Annotated in this window: 13 protein-coding genes, 2 tRNA genes and 2 rRNA genes; 11 read left to right on the top strand and 6 right to left on the bottom strand. The window is 59.4% G+C overall.

Annotation, left to right across the window (positions count from 1 at the left end):
• Positions 1 to 63 precede the first annotated feature (63 nt).
• A complete protein-coding gene (locus ACVC5H_RS05535) occupies positions 64 to 783 on the top strand; it encodes a DUF4088 domain-containing protein (RefSeq protein WP_489621373.1) in 720 nt (239 codons plus the stop codon).
• Positions 784 to 826: 43 nt separating this feature from the next.
• Here ACVC5H_RS05535 and ACVC5H_RS05530 read toward each other — a convergent pair whose 3' ends face one another.
• Together ACVC5H_RS05530 and ACVC5H_RS05525 are read right to left on the bottom strand one after the other, a co-directional pair.
• A complete protein-coding gene (locus ACVC5H_RS05530) occupies positions 827 to 1,621 on the bottom strand; it encodes a DUF3047 domain-containing protein (protein WP_489621372.1) in 795 nt (264 codons plus the stop codon).
• Positions 1,622 to 1,858: 237 nt separating this feature from the next.
• Complete coding sequence (locus tag ACVC5H_RS05525) at positions 1,859 to 2,842, bottom strand: LysR family transcriptional regulator (RefSeq protein WP_489621371.1); 984 nt, start codon at positions 2,840 to 2,842, stop codon at positions 1,859 to 1,861.
• Between the two features lie 242 nt (positions 2,843 to 3,084).
• Between ACVC5H_RS05525 and araD1 the strand changes: the two genes are divergently transcribed.
• From araD1 to ACVC5H_RS05475, 10 genes are all read left to right on the top strand, one after another.
• The gene (araD1, locus tag ACVC5H_RS05520) at positions 3,085 to 4,080 is read left to right on the top strand and encodes an AraD1 family protein (protein ID WP_489621370.1); all 996 of its coding nucleotides are present in this window, start codon (positions 3,085 to 3,087) and stop codon (positions 4,078 to 4,080) included.
• A 159-nt stretch (positions 4,081 to 4,239) separates the two neighbouring features.
• Complete coding sequence (locus tag ACVC5H_RS05515) at positions 4,240 to 4,923, top strand: amino acid ABC transporter permease (protein WP_489621369.1); 684 nt, start codon at positions 4,240 to 4,242, stop codon at positions 4,921 to 4,923.
• Between the two features lie 9 nt (positions 4,924 to 4,932).
• On the top strand, positions 4,933 to 5,583 hold the full coding sequence (locus ACVC5H_RS05510; RefSeq protein ID WP_338716392.1) for an amino acid ABC transporter permease: 651 nt from the start codon (positions 4,933 to 4,935) through the stop codon (positions 5,581 to 5,583).
• Positions 5,567 to 6,301, top strand: a complete 735-nt coding sequence (locus ACVC5H_RS05505; protein ID WP_489621368.1) for an amino acid ABC transporter ATP-binding protein — start codon at positions 5,567 to 5,569, stop codon at positions 6,299 to 6,301. The genes ACVC5H_RS05510 and ACVC5H_RS05505 overlap by 17 nt, the downstream gene beginning before the upstream one ends.
• A 58-nt stretch (positions 6,302 to 6,359) precedes the next feature.
• Positions 6,360 to 7,166, top strand: a complete 807-nt coding sequence (locus ACVC5H_RS05500) for a transporter substrate-binding domain-containing protein (protein WP_489621367.1) — start codon at positions 6,360 to 6,362, stop codon at positions 7,164 to 7,166.
• A 92-nt stretch (positions 7,167 to 7,258) separates the two neighbouring features.
• Entirely contained in the window at positions 7,259 to 8,794 is a 1,536-nt protein-coding gene (locus ACVC5H_RS05495) for a UxaA family hydrolase (RefSeq protein ID WP_489621366.1), read from the top strand.
• Between the two features lie 135 nt (positions 8,795 to 8,929).
• Positions 8,930 to 10,105, top strand: a complete 1,176-nt coding sequence (locus ACVC5H_RS05490) for a fumarylacetoacetate hydrolase family protein (protein WP_489621365.1) — start codon at positions 8,930 to 8,932, stop codon at positions 10,103 to 10,105.
• A 16-nt stretch (positions 10,106 to 10,121) separates the two neighbouring features.
• Positions 10,122 to 10,886 (top strand): SDR family oxidoreductase, encoded by a 765-nt coding sequence (locus tag ACVC5H_RS05485; RefSeq protein WP_489621364.1) that lies wholly within the window; start codon positions 10,122 to 10,124, stop codon positions 10,884 to 10,886.
• Between the two features lie 182 nt (positions 10,887 to 11,068).
• Positions 11,069 to 11,983, top strand: coding sequence for an SMP-30/gluconolactonase/LRE family protein (locus ACVC5H_RS05480; protein ID WP_489621363.1), 915 nt, complete (start codon positions 11,069 to 11,071; stop codon positions 11,981 to 11,983).
• 159 nt (positions 11,984 to 12,142) lie between these two features.
• Positions 12,143 to 12,697, top strand: coding sequence for an acyloxyacyl hydrolase (locus tag ACVC5H_RS05475; RefSeq protein WP_489621362.1), 555 nt, complete (start codon positions 12,143 to 12,145; stop codon positions 12,695 to 12,697).
• Positions 12,698 to 13,274: 577 nt separating this feature from the next.
• On the opposite strand, the gene rrf is transcribed toward ACVC5H_RS05475, so the two are convergent.
• The 4 genes from rrf to ACVC5H_RS05455 form a co-directional block, all read right to left on the bottom strand.
• Positions 13,275 to 13,387 (bottom strand): 5S ribosomal RNA (rrf, locus tag ACVC5H_RS05470).
• A 139-nt stretch (positions 13,388 to 13,526) separates the two neighbouring features.
• Positions 13,527 to 16,399: ribosomal RNA gene (locus tag ACVC5H_RS05465) — 23S ribosomal RNA — on the bottom strand.
• 291 nt (positions 16,400 to 16,690) lie between these two features.
• Positions 16,691 to 16,766: transfer RNA gene (locus ACVC5H_RS05460), tRNA-Ala, on the bottom strand.
• Between the two features lie 7 nt (positions 16,767 to 16,773).
• Positions 16,774 to 16,850 (bottom strand) — tRNA-Ile (locus tag ACVC5H_RS05455).
• Positions 16,851 to 16,941: the final 91 nt, after the last annotated feature.

Raw genomic sequence — 16,941 nt, 5'->3', positions numbered from 1 at the left:
CCGGCAAGCTCAGGGGCGCATTGCCGGCACCACAACATCGGACCAGTTCCGAGAGGAAGCCGCATGAAACAGATCAAAATCATCCTCAAGGACGACATCTACGATTCGCTGGAGCGGGATTATCAGAACTTCGTGCGACTCTCGACCAAGATCGATTCGGGCTTCGTCAAACCGTCCTTCGATAACTATCTGCTGGCCAAGCTTTCGGAAAACACCAATTTCCTGACCGAGGAAGCGGTCCAGCACCTGATGCTGTCGGGCCAGTATGCGTGGGCGCGGCGGGCGATGGACAAGGAATTCCCGGACGTGGTGCAGATCCTGATCGAGCAGGCCGCCAACTATGGTTTCTGGATCGCGGTGCGCCACGACTGGACCACCGACGACCTGGTGGCCGCCTCCAAGGCGTGGGCCACGGCCATCATCAAGCAGGCCAAGGGCGATGAAACCCAGATCGACGTGCTGGCCGCGCAGATCAAGGCATCGGCCACCAACATCGCGGTGGTGCAGGAGCGCCTGAAGACGCCCGCCTACCAGCTGGCCGTAGCCCTGGTGCAGGAACTGCGCGAGACCCACATCGCCATCGAACATGCCTCGGGCATGGTGGCACGCGAAAAACTGGGAGCGATGCGCACCCTGCTGAAGCTGGGGCGGGCCTTCGGCAACGTCTCCGAAAAGGCCGAGAGCGACATGATGGAAAAACTCAAGCGCGAAAAACCCTGGCTCTTCGATGAAGGCCCCAAGGGGTTCTGGGGCCACGTCGCAGCCTGGTGGCGCGGCGTCTGAGGCGGGAACCTGTTCACACTCGCAGGTCAAGTGCGCACAGGCCCTAGGGTGCGGGGGTCGGTTCGGCTTCGCGCATCAGGCGGATGTCGCCATACCAGGCTTCCATCTTCTGCGCCGTATTGTCGGTATCGGTGAGCACACCCACGCCGATCAGGCGGCCGGGTTTTTCACCGAAGATGCGTTCGTAATCCTCGGCCACGTTGCGCTGGTAGCTGCGCCACTGGCCCACATGGTCTGAGCCGCTTTCGGCCACCAGCATCTGGATGCGGCCGGTGCGGCCATTGGCGAAGACGGTCCCCACCGGTGCCTTGGAATCCCACACATACATCAGCGTGGCATAGGGCAATTCATGCCCGGTCAGCAGCTTGGCGGTATCGAAGAGAATGGTATCCATCAGCGAGAGCTTGTCGTGATCGCCATCGAAGGCCAGCACGATGCGCACGGGCGAATCATCGGTTTCCCGCTGACTGAGATCGGCCGTCGGAATCAGGCCCGCCGCCTTCCAGCTCCAGGACAGCCAGGGTTTCTTGTTGATGTCGATATCGACCGTATGGCGCAGGCCGGAAGAGGCGCGGTCGGCCCAGGCGTGCAAGACGCTGCGGCCATTGTCCTGCACCAGGCGGTATTCGGTGGGGATCTTCTTGCGGGTAAAGACCAGCGGCTCCCAGCCGGCCGGCAAGCCTTCGGGCGGGTTGGCCGAAAACAGCGCCAGCGCCTGGTCCAGCTTGGCCTGTTTGGCTTGTTTTGCGACAGGATCAAGCGGTGCGGCCTTCTGCCCGGCGCAACCGGCCAACAGCAGGGCGCCGCTCACACAGAGCGCGGCCAGCACGGACCGCATGAACGAAGCAGGAAGGAAAGCAAGAGCGAGAGCAGCAAGGCGCGTGCGCACACGCGGAAGACGCAAATTCATGAAGGCCAACCGGAGAAATCGGATTCTGGGGGAAAGTCTGCGGCCACCCCGACCGCAGACGAACACTAACAGGAAAATCACGCCTCCCGGCATCCGGAAAAACCCTAGCAGGTAAAAAAACATCAGCATGCAACGCGACCATGACGGGCCGCCCCGCTTGGCGCTTCAGTTTTGCTGGCGCAGGATCTGGATGAACATCTTGGCCAGCGACGACAAGGTGCTGTTCTTGCGGGTGACGATGCCGTAGTGCTCGATGCGCGTCTTCAGGTTCACCGGCAGGATGCCCAGCATCTGGCGCGCGGCGAAGAAGTGGGCGATGTCCAGCGGCATCACCGCCACCATGTTCGATTGCGCCAGCAGGGTGATGGTGACGAAGGGCGAAGCGGTCTCGATCACGTTGCCGGGCACCTTCAGGCCCTCCAGCTTGAACTCGTGCTCGATCCAGATGCGCATGGGCATGTTGCTGGAATAGAGAATCCAGGAAGCTCCGGCCAGTTCCTGCAGCCGCACCTTCTGGGCCGTGGCCAGCGGATGGTCGATGCCGCAGACGATGCACATGGGCTCGCCGCGCAGCATTTCGTAATGGTAGAGGTTGGGCTGCGAGCTCACCGATGAACGCCCGATCATCAGGTCGATGCGGCCCTGGTCCAGCAGCAGCAACTGGCGCGCGCTGGTGTCTTCGCTGATTTCGATGGAGACGTCCGGCTGGATCTCGCGCAGGCGCGAGAGTGCGCGCGTGACGAAGGGTGCCGCACCCATGATGGTGCCGATGGACAACCGGCCGCCCCGGCCGCTGATCATGTTCTGCAATTCTTCGCGCAGGTTGGCCACGTCGCTCTGGATCAGGCGCGCATAGCGGATCACGCAGCGGCCCAGCTCGGTGGCTTCGATCCCGCGCGGGGAGCGGTCGAACAGGGTCACGCCCAGCGCGTCTTCCATTTCATGCAAGGCCTTGGTGGCAGCCGGCTGGGTCATGTGCATCACCTCGGCCGCCTTGTGCAGCGAGCCCTGCTCGTCGAGCGCCGTCAGCAGCGCGACCTGGCGAAAGCGCAGGCGGCTGACGATGGAACCGACCGAAGGCAGCGCATCACCCAGGGCGCCCTCCTCTTCCAGTCGGTTATCACCCGATGAATTAAGCTCATTAGACATGCTTGTGTCAGCCTCTTATAGTCGTCCCGGAAAAACCACAATGCTAGCGCATCTGCCCCCTGTCCAAGGCGATGCGTGAAAAAAGCTCAGGAGACGACGGGCAGATTGATCTACGGGTGGCATCGCCTGGCGGCAGGATTCCTGCCGCTTGCGAATCGCCCTCCCTATTCTGCGCTTCGCTCCGCCAGCACCCGACCGCCCTGACCGGCGGCCCTGTGGACGACGAGGGAAAAGGAGACCCGGTGAGGCTGATTCAATATCGCGATCATCATGGCGAACGCCGCGTGGGCATCGTCAATGGCCCTGGCATCCAGGCGCTGGGCGAGGTGGGCAGCATGCGCGAACTGGCCTTGCTGGCGATACAGCGCGGCACCGGGCTGGAGCGCCTGGCCCAGTTGCTCAATACCGGCGAGTCTGAAGACTATGCCGCCATCCTCTCCGGGGGCTGCATCCTGGCGCCGCTGGACCATCCCGATCCGGCGCACTGCCGCGTCAGCGGCGCCGGCACCACACACCTGGGCAGCGCCACCACCCGCGACAAGATGCATCGCCGCATCGAAGGCGACGAGCTCGACAAGACCGATACGCAACTGATGATCGAATGGGGCCTCGCCGGTGGCCGCCCTGCGCCGGGCACCGTGGGCGTGCAGCCGGAATGGTTCTACAAGGGCGACGGCAGCAGCATCGTCGCGCCCGGCCAGCCGCTGCCGCGTCCCGACTTTGCGCTCGATGGCGGCGAGGAGCCGGAGATCGTCGGGCTCTACCTGATCGATGACGAGGGCTGTCCGCGCCGGCTCGGTTTTGCGATTGGCAACGAATTTTCCGACCACGTGATGGAGCGCCGCAATTACCTCTATCAGGGTCACTCCAAGCTGCGCCACTGCTCCTTCGGTCCGGAGCTGCTGGTGGGTCTGCCGCCGGCGCACCTGGTGGGCATGACGCGCATCCGGCGCCGTGGCCGCGTGATCTGGGAGCAGGAATTCCTGACCGGGCCTGACAACATGTGCCACGCCATCGAGAACCTCGAATACCACACCTTCAAATATGCGCATCTGCTGCATCCGGGCGACGTGCACGTGTACTACATGGGCGCGGCCAATCTGTCCTTCGCCTACAGCGTGCGCACCGAGGATGGCGACAGCGTCGAGATCAGCATTCCCGACTTCGGCGCGCCGCTGGTCAATGGCATCGCGCACGTGCCTTCCCACTTCAGGCCGGGAGGCGTCAAGCAGCTATAGCCCTGCCATCAGGTACATGGACATCGATGTAACGGCAATCATGCCAAGGCCCCGACTTCACGTCGCACAACAAGAGGCCGCCCCCAGGAAAACGATCAAGGAGACCACCCACATGCTGCTGTATTGCCCCTCCCCTGACGCCGGATGGATGGAGCGTCGATGAATTACACCTTCGATTTCATGAGCGTCTTCGCCAACTGGGATCGCCTGCTGATGGGGGCCTGGCTGACCATCCAGCTCTCGGCGCTATCCATCGTACTGGGCTTCGTGGTCGGCACGCTGTGCGCCATCGCAGGCAAGAGCCGCATCGCGCTGCTGCGCGCCCTGGTCCTGGCGTATGTGGAGATCATCCGCAACACGCCGCTGCTGGTGCAGGTATTCCTGGTGTTCTTCGGCCTGGCCAGCATCGGCTGGAAGCTCAGCGCCGAGACCGCCGCCGTCATTGCACTGACCGTCAACGTCGGTGCCTATACCACCGAGATCATGCGCGCGGGCATCAACTCCATACATCCCGGCCAGATCGAGGCGGCCGAATGCCTGGGCATGTCGCGCTTTCACGTCTACTGGCACGTGGTGTTGCTGCCGGCGGTGGAGCGCGTCTATCCCTCGCTGACCAGCCAGTTCATCCTGCTGATGCTGGCCTCCAGCATCACCTCGCAGATCTCGGCCGAAGAGCTGACCGCCACCGCCAACCTGGTGCAGTCGGAGACTTTCCGCAGCTTCGAGGTGTATGCGGTCATCGCGGTGGCTTACCTGGTGCTGTCCTTCCTGTTTCGTGGCGCATTCTGGGCGATCAGCCAGGTGGCCTTCGTGCGCAAGCGCAAGCTTGGCACCAGCCTGTGAGGAGCGGCGATGAATGCATTCAGTTTCCTCCACGTGGAATATCTGCTGCAAGCGGCCGTCTGGACCGTGGTGCTGTCACTGGTGGCCTTCGTCTTCGGCGGCGTGGCCGGCTTCGTGATCGCCTTGTGGCGGGTGTCTCCGAATGCCCTGCTGCGCGGCATTGCCAGTACCTACATCCAGGTGGTGCAGGGCATTCCGCTGCTGGTGATCCTGTTCGTGGCTTACTTCGGACTTGCCATCGCCGGCTTCAAGCTGACGCCACTGGTGGCGGCCGGGATTTCCTTTGCGATCTACTGCGCCGCCTTCCTTGGCGAGATCTGGCGCGGCTGCATCCAGGCGGTGCCCAAGACCCAGTGGGAAGCCTCGGAATGCCTGGGCTTCAACCGCTTCGAACAACTCACCAAGGTGATCCTGCCGCAGGCGGCCAAGATCGCCACGCCACCAACCGTGGGCTTCATGGTGCAGATCGTCAAGAACACCTCGCTGGCGTCGGTGATCGGCTTCGTCGATCTCTCGCGGGCCGGCCAGATCATCAACAACTCGACCTTCCAGCCGTTCACCGTGTTCGGCTGCGTCGCACTCATCTATTTTTGCCTGTGCTTCCCGCTGTCGGCGCTGTCCAAGCACTTTGAAAGGAAACTCAATGTCAGCCATCGTTAAGATCAAGGATCTGCACAAAAGCTTCGGCAGCAACAAAGTGTTGAACGGTGTATCGCTGGACGTGCAGAAGGGCCAGATGGTAGCCATCATCGGCAAGAGCGGCTCGGGCAAGAGCACGCTGCTGCGCTGCCTGAATGGTCTGGAGAAAGTCGACGGCGGCGACATCCATGTATGCGGACATGATATTCATCATCCGGACAAGCTCAACCTGCGCGAATTGCGCAAGCAGGTCGGCATCGTCTTCCAGAGCTACAACCTGTTCCCGCACCTGACGGTGGAGCGCAACATCACGCTGGCGCTGACCACCATCAAGAAGATGTCCACCGAGCAAGCCAGGCAGATCGCCCACAAGGTCTTGCAACTGGTCGGCCTGGAAAACAAGAAGGAAGCCTATCCCGAGCAGCTCTCCGGTGGTCAGGCGCAGCGCGTGGCGATTGCCCGCTCGCTGGCGATGGCGCCGGAGCTGATGCTGTTCGATGAAGTGACCTCGGCGCTGGACCCGGAACTGACGGCCGAAGTCTTGAAGGTGATGGAAGACCTGGCACGCGGCGGCATGACCATGGTGCTGGTGACGCACGAGATGGCCTTTGCCCGCAAGCTGGCCGACGTGCTGGTGTTCATGCATCAGGGCCAGGTGTGGGAGATGGGGCCGCCGGACGAACTCTTCAGCAAGCCAAAGACTGCCGAATTGCAGAAGTTCGTCTCCAGCGACCTCTGAATTCGGCTTGTATGGATTTTATTTTCAGCAGCACCCTACAACTACACAGGAGACCCCAATGAACCATCTGCTCAGCTTCATCAGGAAAACCGCTGCCGTCGTGCTCGGCCTGGCTTGTTTCGCACAGGCCGCACAAGCCGATGCCCTGGCCGACATCAAGGCGCGCAAGAAGGTGCTGATCGCCATCGACCTCGGCGCCCCGCCCTTCGGCATGACCAACGCCAAGCTGGAACCGCAGGGCTCGGATGTGGAGACGGCACGCCTGCTGGCCAAGGACCTGGGCGTGGAGCTGGAGATCGTGCAGGTGACCGGCCCCAACCGTATTCCCTTCCTGATGACCGGCAAGGCCGACATGGTGATCTCGTCCTTCTCGATCACACCGGAACGCCAGAAGGTGGTCGCCTTCACCCAGCCCTACGGCGCCTCGCAGTTCGTGGTGGCCGCGGCCAAGAGCGAGAACATCAAGAGTCTCAATGACCTGGTCGGCAAGCGCGTGGCCGTGGTCCGCGGCAACATGCAGGATTCACTGCTGACCCCGATTGCGCCCAAGGGAACCAACATCGTGCGCTTCGATGACGATGCCACCGTGACGGCCGCCATCATCTCGGGCCAGGTCGATGCACTGTGTACGCCCAATTCGCTGGCCTCGGCCATTGCCAAACAGAACCCGTCCAAGAACCTGGAAACCAAGTTCGCCATCAAGGACATCCCCTATGCCATCGGCCTGCGCAAGGGCGAACCGGCACTGGAAAAATGGCTCAACGAATGGATCACCGCCAACCTCAAGAATGGCAAGCTGCCCGGCATCTACCAGCAATGGGTGGGCAGCCCCATGCCTGATCTGGCGCAGTTCGCACCCAAGTAATTTTTCGGCATGTCGCAGGACTCCACGCCTGCGACATGCGCCCGCCGCGTTTGCGGCCAGCCTGCAACATCCACGTTCTCACCGAGACCAACATGAAAGCCAACTCTCCAGTCATTCGCCTGAACCCGGTCGATGATGTCGTCATCGCCCGCCAGCAGCTCATCTCCGGCACCGTGCTGCAGGACGAAGGCGGCCTCAAGGTCCAGGGCCTCATCCCAGCCGGTCACAAGCTGGCCACCCGCGCCATTACCGCTGGCGAACCGGTCAAGCGCTATGGCCAGATCATCGGCATGGCCAGCCAGGACATCGCCCCCGGGCAGCACGTGCACACCCACAACCTGGCCATGGCCGAGTTCTCGCGCGAACACCATTTCGGCGCGGACGTGAAGCCGGTCGATTTCGTCGCCGAACCGGCCACCTTCATGGGCATCGTGCGTCCAGATGGACGTGTGGCCACGCGCAATTACATCGGCGTACTGACCTCGGTAAATTGCTCGGCCACCGCCGCGCGTGCCATTGCCGATTACTTCCGCCGCGACATCCATCCGGAAGTGCTGGCCGACTATCCCAACATCGATGGCGTGGTGGCGCTCACCCACGGCGAGGGTTGCGCAACGGATTCGCAGGGCGAGCCGCTGCAGATCCTGCGCCGCACGCTGGCCGGCTATGCCACCCATCCCAACTTCGCTGCCGTGCTGGTGGTGGGCCTGGGCTGCGAGACCAACCAGATCTCGGGCCTGATGGAAAGCCAGAACCTGAAGGAAGGCGAGTACTTCCACACCTTCACCATCCAGGGCACCGGCGGCACTGCCAAGACGGTGGCGCTGGGGATTGAAAAGATCAAGAAGATGCTGCCCAAGGCCAACGATATCCGGCGCGAACCGGTATCGGCCAAACACCTCACGCTGGGCCTGCAATGCGGCGGCTCCGATGGTTACTCGGGCATCACCGCCAACCCGGCGCTGGGCGCGGCGGTGGACTTGTTGGTGCGGCATGGCGGCACGGCCATCCTCTCGGAGACACCGGAAATCTATGGTGCCGAACACCTGCTGACCCGCCGCGCCGTCTCGCCGGAAGTCGGTGAGAAGCTGCTGGCGCGCATCGCCTGGTGGGAGGAGTACTGCGCCAAGAACGATGCCGAGATGAACAACAATCCCTCGGCCGGCAACAAGGCGGGCGGCTTGACCACCATTCTGGAAAAGTCTCTGGGTGCAGTGGCCAAGGGCGGCACCACCAATCTGGTGGATGTCTACAAATATGCCGAGACGGTCACCGCGCGTGGCTTCGTCTTCATGGATACCCCGGGCTACGACCCGATCTCGGCCACGGGCCAGGTCGCGGGCGGCGCCAACGTGATCTGCTTCACCACCGGCCGCGGTTCGGCTTATGGCTGCGCACCGGCGCCTTCGCTCAAGCTGGCGACCAACACCGCGCTGTGGCAGCGGCAGGAAGAAGACATGGACATCAACTGCGGCGAGATTGCCGATGGGAACGTGACGCCGCAAGAGATCGGCGAACGCTTCTTCCAGATGATCCTCGATACCGCCTCCGGCAAGAAGACCAAGAGCGAACTGCATGGCTATGGGCAAAACGAGTTCGTGCCCTGGCACATCGGTGTCTATACCTGATCCTGATGTAGATCATCAGCGCCCGGCTACGGCTGGGCTAGTGTTGTTTTCGCTTCCCCCTGCAGAACGAACCATCGTGGCGATGCCCGCTTCCCATGTAGTCCGGGTCCGCCTCCAACATAAGGAATCACGAACATGGCACATACTTTTTCGCCTCAGGCGCATCTGCCTGAAGACCACGCGCAGGCCACGCTGGTCGGCCGCCTCTGGCAACCGGGCGTGGGCCCGGTGCTGGTCAGGATCGATGCCGAGGGGGCGTATGACCTCACGCTCATCGCTGCCACCTCCAGTGAACTGCTGGAGCTCGATGACCCTGCGGCCGCCGTGCGCGCGGCCACCAACATGAGCCGCATTGCCACGCTGCAAGAGCTGCTGGACAATGCCGACGCCGCCCGCCGCGATACCTCGCGTCCCTGGCTCCTGGCGCCCATCGACCTGCAGGCGGTCAAGGCCAGCGGCGTGACCTTCGTGGCCAGCATGCTCGAGCGCGTGATCGAGGAACAGGCGCGCGGCGACGCCGGCAAGGCCGAGTCGGTGCGCAAGGCCATCACGGCCGTGATTGGCGACAACCTTTCCAGCGTGGTGCCGGGCTCGGCCGAAGCGGCGCGCCTCAAGGAAGTGCTACTCGAACAAGGCGTATGGTCGCAATACCTGGAAGTGGGCATCGGCCCGGATGCGGAAATCTTCACCAAGGCCCAGCCGATGTCGTCGGTGGGCCTGGGTGATGAGGTCGGCATTCATCCGAAGTCGGCCTGGAACAATCCCGAGCCGGAAATCGTGCTGGCCATCAACAGCCGCGGCAAGGTGGTCGGCGCCACGCTGGGCAACGACGTCAACCTGCGCGACTTCGAGGGCCGCAGCGCCCTGCTGCTGGGCAAGGCCAAGGACAACAATGCGTCCTGCGCAGTCGGACCTTTCATTCGCCTGTTCGACGCAAACTTTTCAATTGACGACGTGCGCCGCGCCGAACTTACCATGCGGGTCGATGGTACGGAAGGCTTCACGCTCAAGGGCAGCAGCTCGATGTCCATGATCAGCCGCGATCCGCTGCAGCTGGTGGAACATGCGATCGGTCCCAATCACCAGTATCCGGATGGATTGGTGCTGTTCCTGGGCACCATGTTCGCACCGACCCAGGACCGCTTCGGTCCGGGCCAAGGCTTCACCCACCAGGTCGCCGATGTCGTCACGATCTCCACACCCAAACTCGGCGCGCTGGTGAATACGGTCAACTTCAGTGACCAGACCACACCGTGGACCTTCGGTCTCACTGCGCTGTACAAGAACCTCGCCAACCGCAAACTCGTTTAATCGAAAAGGAACAAGCATGTCCGCATCCACTGGCCGCCTCGCCGGCAAGACCGTCCTCATCACCGCTGCGGCGCAGGGCATTGGCCGCGCCGCCACCGAACTGTTTGCGCGCGAAGGGGCGCGCGTGATCGCCACCGACATCAGCAGGCCGCACCTGGATGAACTGGCCGGCATCGCAGGTGTCGAAACCGATCTGCTGGACGTCACCGATGACGCCGCCATCAAGGCGCTGGTGGCCAAGGTGGGCAGCATCGATGTGCTCTTCAACTGCGCTGGCTATGTGGCCGCCGGCAACATCCTGGAATGCGATGACAAGGCCTGGGACTTCTCCTTCAATCTCAATGCCAAGGCCATGTTCCACACCATCCGCGCAGTGCTGCCGGGCATGCTGGCCAAGAAGGCCGGTTCCATCGTCAACATCGCCTCGGCGGCCTCGAGCGTGAAGGGCGTGGCCAATCGTTTCGCCTATGGTGCTTCCAAGGCGGCGGTGGTCGGCCTGACCAAATCGGTGGCGGCCGACTTCGTGGCGCAAGGCATCCGCTGCAACGCGATCTGCCCGGGCACCATCGAATCGCCTTCGCTGAACCAGCGCATCAGTACCCAGGCCAAGGAGACCGGCAAGAGCGAAGACGAAGTACGCGCGGCCTTCGTGGCGCGACAGCCGATGGGACGCATCGGCAAGGCCGAGGAAGTGGCGGCGCTGGCGCTGTATCTGGCATCCGACGAGTCCAATTTCACCACCGGGTCCATCCACATGATTGATGGAGGATGGTCCAACTGAAAGACGAAGATCGGGAACAGGTTGAGTTCGGTCATCGGGACGGCATGCGTTGTGGGCATGCCGTTTTTTCTTGAGGACCGTGCTTGAGGACCGTGTCGTCTGCGCTGGTGTTGATCAGGTTTCTCAATCGGGCGCATCGCGGCATAATGGACGCTTCCTCATTCATGCGCACAGGCAAGTCCATGTCCCAGGCATCTTTCGCGTTTTCTGCCGACAGCTTCACAGCCGTCACTTCCGAGCCGATGCTGTTGGGCGAATCGCCCTTGTGGCACGCCGAGGAAGGCGCGCTGTATTGGATCGACATTCCCGGCAAGGCGGTTCACAAGCTGGTGCTGGCGACGCAGCAGCACCAGCACTGGGATATGCCGGAAGAACCGGGCAGCATCGTCAAGCATGCACGCGGAGGGCTGGTGGTGGCCTTGCGCACGGGCATGTTCCATCTCAATACCGGCAACGGCGCGCTGATGATGTTGTTGGAGGCGCCTTACGATATGGCGCACATCCGTTTCAACGATGGCCGCTGCGATGCTTCGGGACGATTCTGGTGCGGCACCATCTACGAGCCGCGCGATCGGGATGGCGGCACCTTGTATTGCTTGGAGCGTAATACGCTGCGCGACGCGCATCATGCGGTAGTGACCTCCAATGGCGTGGCCTTCAGCCCGGACCAGCGTTTGATGTATCACGCCAATACGCCGGCACACCGCATCCATGTGTATGACTATGACCTGGCCACCGGGCAGACCAGCAATTGCCGGCTGCTGCGCCAGTTCGACAGCGACAAGAGCTCAGCGGATTATGGTGGACGTCCGGACGGTGCTGCAGTCGATAGCGAAGGCGCTTATTGGTGCGCGATGTTTGAGGGGGGGCGGGTGTTGCGCCTGTCGCCGCAGGGCGAGATCCTGCAGGAGATACGGCTGCCGGCGCGGTGCCCGACCATGGTGGCATTCGGTGGAGAGGATCTGCGTACGCTCTTCATCACGACCGGACGCAATGGCCGCAGCGATGCCGAGCTGGCGCACTATCCGCTGTCGGGCCATGTGCTGGCCATCCGTGTGGATGTGCCGGGAAGACTTGAGTACAGCTACCGGCCATGAGCCTCCAGACCGGCTGTGGCAAGGACGCGGCACAATCTTCCACGCGAGTATGCATTTGTGATGATTATGAGAGAATATCGCGTCCCGCGGATGCCCTGGCGCCGCGCCGAATACACGCAAAAAATCCTTCTAAACATTTTACGCGCTGAAAGAAACCCCATGACTAAAATGAAGAGCTTGGTTGCCAAGATCGTTTTCGCTGGCGTTGCCGCCATTGCCATCCAATCGCCCAGCTATGCCATCGACGGCATGTCGCTGGAATACGGTACCGGCAACAGCACTCAACTGGCCCGTATCGGTGCGCAGTTCAACTGGGGACCGAACTGGAATTTCTGGCAGTCCAACGGCACCCACATTGGCGGCTACTGGGATCTGTCGCTGGCCAACTGGCGCATGAACCACTACAACAACACCAATGACAGCGCCAACCTGATCGACCTGGGCGTGACGCCGGTGCTGCGTTTCCAGCGTGATGACGGCAAGGGTTTCTACGGCGAAGCCGGCATCGGCCTGAACCTGTTCTCCAAGCTCTACCGCAATAACGACAAGGTGCTGTCGACCGCGTTCCAGTTCGGCGATCACATCGGTGCCGGTTACGTGTTCAGCAATGGCCTGGACCTGGGCATCCGCCTGCAGCACTTCTCCAACGGTGGTATCAAGGAACCTAACGGTGGCGTGAACTTTGCCGTAGCGCGTGTGGCTTACAAGTTCTAAGTTTTGCGTTCCAGGTAGTACAGATGAAGAAGCCGGCATTGCCGGCTTTTTTATCGTCCATGGCATGCTGATTCGATGGGTGTTGGGCTGTGGCAGGTTGGCTGTGCGATGCGTATGGGGTTTAGCCTGTGCATAAATTAACTGCGGCCCCAGGCGCCGAACAGGCTGTGTATAAATCCAAGTTGTTGCCTTCGGCTGTGGCTTGGGAGCCGGGCCAAGCAATTCAACTGATGACATCCACATGGACTGTGCAAAATCCCGGCGTATCGCGCCTCTGCAGTATGGGCGGTTTGGGGCGATATGAAGGAAAACGACCTCTTGCGGCCAGCTGATCGGCCTTTGTGACGAGCGTCCCGTAAAAATGATGAAGGAAGGGGCTGTTTGACGAGCAAAAGGTCCAGGCTGACGGAGGAGTCAGGTTCGCCAGCGACGCTATCCGTGGTGCTGACGCACTCGGCAGTGTGCTTCCGGATCAGCGGCGAGCACGTGATTCTGCACAATTCACACTGCGCATAAACGGGCCGCCCAAAGCAAAAACCCTCGCTACAGTCGTAACGAGGGTTCTTGGGAGTAACAAGCCTGACGATGACCTACTTTCACACTGGTTGCAGCACTATCATCGGCGCGAAGTCGTTTCACGGTCCTGTTCGGGATGGGAAGGGGTGGTACCAACTTGCTATAGTCATCAGGCATAACTTGTAAAGCCAGTTGCTCTCGATGGAGCAGCAACTAACCCAAACTGGAAGAAGTATTTAGTAGATTCTTGGGTGTGATGCACTAGGGCAAACACAATATATGCTCAACTTGTCTATAACAGAGCTAATGTTATAGGAACAAGCCGCACGGGCAATTAGTATCAGTTAGCTTAACGCATTACTGCGCTTCCACACCTGACCTATCAACGTCCTGGTCTCGAACGACCCTTTAGGGGAATCTGAGTTCCCGGGAAGTCTCATCTCAAGGCGAGTTTCCCGCTTAGATGCTTTCAGCGGTTATCTCTTCCGAACTTAGCTACTCGGCAATGCCACTGGCGTGACAACCGATACACCAGAGGTTCGTCCACTCCGGTCCTCTCGTACTAGGAGCAGCCCCCTTCAAACTTCCAACGCCCACGGCAGATAGGGACCAAACTGTCTCACGACGTTTTAAACCCAGCTCACGTACCACTTTAAATGGCGAACAGCCATACCCTTGGGACCGGCTACAGCCCCAGGATGTGATGAGCCGACATCGAGGTGCCAAACTCCCCCGTCGATATGAACTCTTGGGAGGAATCAGCCTGTTATCCCCAGAGTACCTTTTATCCGTTGAGCGATGGCCCTTCCATACAGAACCACCGGATCACTATGTCCTACTTTCGTACCTGCTCGACTTGTCAGTCTCGCAGTTAAGCACGCTTATGCCATTGCACTATTAGCACGATGTCCGACCGTACCTAGCGTACCTTCGAACTCCTCCGTTACACTTTGGGAGGAGACCGCCCCAGTCAAACTGCCTACCATGCACTGTCCCCGATCCGGATAACGGACCAAGGTTAGAACCTCAAACAAACCAGGGTGGTATTTCAAGGTCGGCTCCACGCAGACTAGCGTCCACGCTTCAAAGCCTCCCACCTATCCTACACAGATTGGTTCAAAGTCCAATGCAAAGCTACAGTAAAGGTTCATGGGGTCTTTCCGTCTAGCCGCGGGTAGATTGCATCATCACAAACATTTCAACTTCGCTGAGTCTCGGGAGGAGACAGTGTGGCCATCGTTACGCCATTCGTGCAGGTCGGAACTTACCCGACAAGGAATTTCGCTACCTTAGGACCGTTATAGTTACGGCCGCCGTTTACTGGGACTTCAATCAAGAGCTTGCACCCCATCATTTAATCTTCCAGCACCGGGCAGGCGTCACACCCTATACGTCCACTTTCGTGTTTGCAGAGTGCTGTGTTTTTATTAAACAGTCGCAGCCACCATTTTATTGCAACCCTTTTGTCCTTCTGGCGCAGGCCAGTCAAACTACTTGGGCGTACCTTATCCCGAAGTTACGGTACCAATTTGCCGAGTTCCTTCTCCCGAGTTCTCTCAAGCGCCTTAGAATACTCATCTCGCCCACCTGTGTCGGTTTGCGGTACGGTCTCGTTAGACTGAAGCTTAGAGGCTTTTCTTGGAACCACTTCCGATTGCTTCGCGAACAAGTTCGCTCGTCTCGTACCCTTGAATTACGCTGCCGGATTTGCCTAACAGCCTTCTTCGATACAAAAACCGGGACTTCCAACACCCGGACAACCTTCCGCGATCCGTCCCCCCATCGCATCTAACGACGGTGCAGGAATATTAACCTGCTTCCCATCAGCTACGCATCTCTGCCTCGCCTTAGGGGCCGACTCACCCTGCTCCGATGAACGTTGAACAGGAAACCTTGGGCTTACGGCGTGCGGGCTTTTCACCCGCATTATCGCTACTCATGTCAGCATTCGCACTTCTGATACCTCCAGCATCCTTTACAAGACACCTTCACAGGCTTACAGAACGCTCTCCTACCATATCCTTACGGATATCCGCAGCTTCGGTGACTGGCTTAGCCCCGTTACATCTTCCGCGCAGGACGACTCGATCAGTGAGCTATTACGCTTTCTTTAAAGGATGGCTGCTTCTAAGCCAACCTCCTGACTGTTTTAGCCTTCCCACTTCGTTTTCCACTTAGCCAATCTTTGGGACCTTAGCTGGCGGTCTGGGTTGTTTCCCTCTTGACGTCGGACGTTAGCACCCGGCGTCTGTCTCCCAAGCTCGCACTCATCGGTATTCGGAGTTTGCAATGGTTTGGTAAGTCGCGATGACCCCCTAGCCATAACAGTGCTCTACCCCCGATGGTGATACTTGAGGCACTACCTAAATAGTTTTCGGAGAGAACCAGCTATTTCCAGATTTGTTTAGCCTTTCACCCCTATCCACAGCTCATCCCCTAATTTTTCAACATTAGTGGGTTCGGTCCTCCAGTGCGTGTTACCGCACCTTCAACCTGGCCATGGATAGATCATCTGGTTTCGGGTCTACACCCAGCGACTGAACGCCCTATTCGGACTCGATTTCTCTACGCCTTCCCTATTCGGTTAAGCTTGCCACTGAATGTAAGTCGCTGACCCATTATACAAAAGGTACGCAGTCACCCCTTACGAGGCTCCTACTGTTTGTATGCACACGGTTTCAGGATCTATTTCACTCCCCTTCCGGGGTTCTTTTCGCCTTTCCCTCACGGTACTGGTTCACTATCGGTCGATTACGAGTATTTAGCCTTGGAGGATGGTCCCCCCATGTTCAGACAGGATTTCACGTGTCCCGCCCTACTTGTCGCAAGCCTAGTTCCACACCATCGATTTCGCATACGGGGCTATCACCCACTATGGCCGGACTTTCCATTCCTTTCTACTATCGTTGATGCTAAATCTTGCAGGCTGATCCCATTTCGCTCGCCACTACTTTGGGAATCTCGGTTGATTTCTTTTCCTGTAGCTACTTAGATGTTTCAGTTCGCCACGTTCGCTTCGTTACCCTATGTATTCAGATAACGATGACCTTACGGCCGGGTTTCCCCATTCGGAAATCTGCGGATCAAAGCTTGTTTGCCAGCTCCCCGCAGCTTATCGCAAGCTACTACGTCCTTCATCGCCTGTAATCGCCAAGGCATCCACCATGTGCACTTATTCGCTTGTTCCTATAACGTTAGCCTCTTTTGCAAGAGCGTTATATGAAGCGTTGAGTTTTAGCGTTTGCCGTATTCCAAAGTAAGTCTTCTAATTGCTAAGATCACTTCGTAATACTTTGATTGATACAATCACACCCATTTTTTGATTCATACAAGGACCGCAGTCCTGGCATTCATCATTAAATGAATCTTTACTTCTTCCAGATTGTTAAAGAACAAAAACAGCCATTGATCGTAAAAGATCAAACCTAAATCACTACGTCTTGCGTTTTGCGACGCTGACTTAGGTTTGACATTTCTTGGTGGAGGTTGACGGGATCGAACCGACGACCCCCTGCTTGCAAAGCAGGTGCTCTCCCAGCTGAGCTAAACCCCCGAAACCTTGGTGGGTCTGGTTGGGCTCGAACCAACGACCCCCGCGTTATCAACACGGTGCTCTAACCAGCTGAGCTACAGACCCGCTTGGATCAGTATCAGTAGCCAGTCAGTGACCTTGTGTCACGGACCGCGCTTCACCAAATAACTGTTCTTAATTTACAGCCGATAAGTGT

Source organism: Herbaspirillum sp. Her3 (assembly GCF_057961275.1).
This window is presented reverse-complemented; position numbering and strand designations above follow the sequence as displayed.

Excerpts from the sequence above, each read along its gene's own strand:
- ACVC5H_RS05535 (WP_489621373.1), top strand. The coding sequence starts at position 64 with ATGAAACAGATCAAAATCATCCTCAAGGACGACATCTACGATTCGCTG.
- ACVC5H_RS05530 (WP_489621372.1), bottom strand. The coding sequence starts at position 1,621 with ATGCGGTCCGTGCTGGCCGCGCTCTGTGTGAGCGGCGCCCTGCTGTTG.
- ACVC5H_RS05525 (WP_489621371.1), bottom strand. The coding sequence starts at position 2,842 with ATGTCTAATGAGCTTAATTCATCGGGTGATAACCGACTGGAAGAGGAG.
- ACVC5H_RS05515 (WP_489621369.1), top strand. The coding sequence starts at position 4,240 with ATGAATTACACCTTCGATTTCATGAGCGTCTTCGCCAACTGGGATCGC.
- ACVC5H_RS05510 (WP_338716392.1), top strand. The coding sequence starts at position 4,933 with ATGAATGCATTCAGTTTCCTCCACGTGGAATATCTGCTGCAAGCGGCC.
- ACVC5H_RS05505 (WP_489621368.1), top strand. The coding sequence starts at position 5,567 with ATGTCAGCCATCGTTAAGATCAAGGATCTGCACAAAAGCTTCGGCAGC.
- ACVC5H_RS05500 (WP_489621367.1), top strand. The coding sequence starts at position 6,360 with ATGAACCATCTGCTCAGCTTCATCAGGAAAACCGCTGCCGTCGTGCTC.
- ACVC5H_RS05495 (WP_489621366.1), top strand. The coding sequence starts at position 7,259 with ATGAAAGCCAACTCTCCAGTCATTCGCCTGAACCCGGTCGATGATGTC.
- ACVC5H_RS05490 (WP_489621365.1), top strand. The coding sequence starts at position 8,930 with ATGGCACATACTTTTTCGCCTCAGGCGCATCTGCCTGAAGACCACGCG.
- ACVC5H_RS05485 (WP_489621364.1), top strand. The coding sequence starts at position 10,122 with ATGTCCGCATCCACTGGCCGCCTCGCCGGCAAGACCGTCCTCATCACC.
- ACVC5H_RS05480 (WP_489621363.1), top strand. The coding sequence starts at position 11,069 with ATGTCCCAGGCATCTTTCGCGTTTTCTGCCGACAGCTTCACAGCCGTC.
- ACVC5H_RS05475 (WP_489621362.1), top strand. The coding sequence starts at position 12,143 with ATGACTAAAATGAAGAGCTTGGTTGCCAAGATCGTTTTCGCTGGCGTT.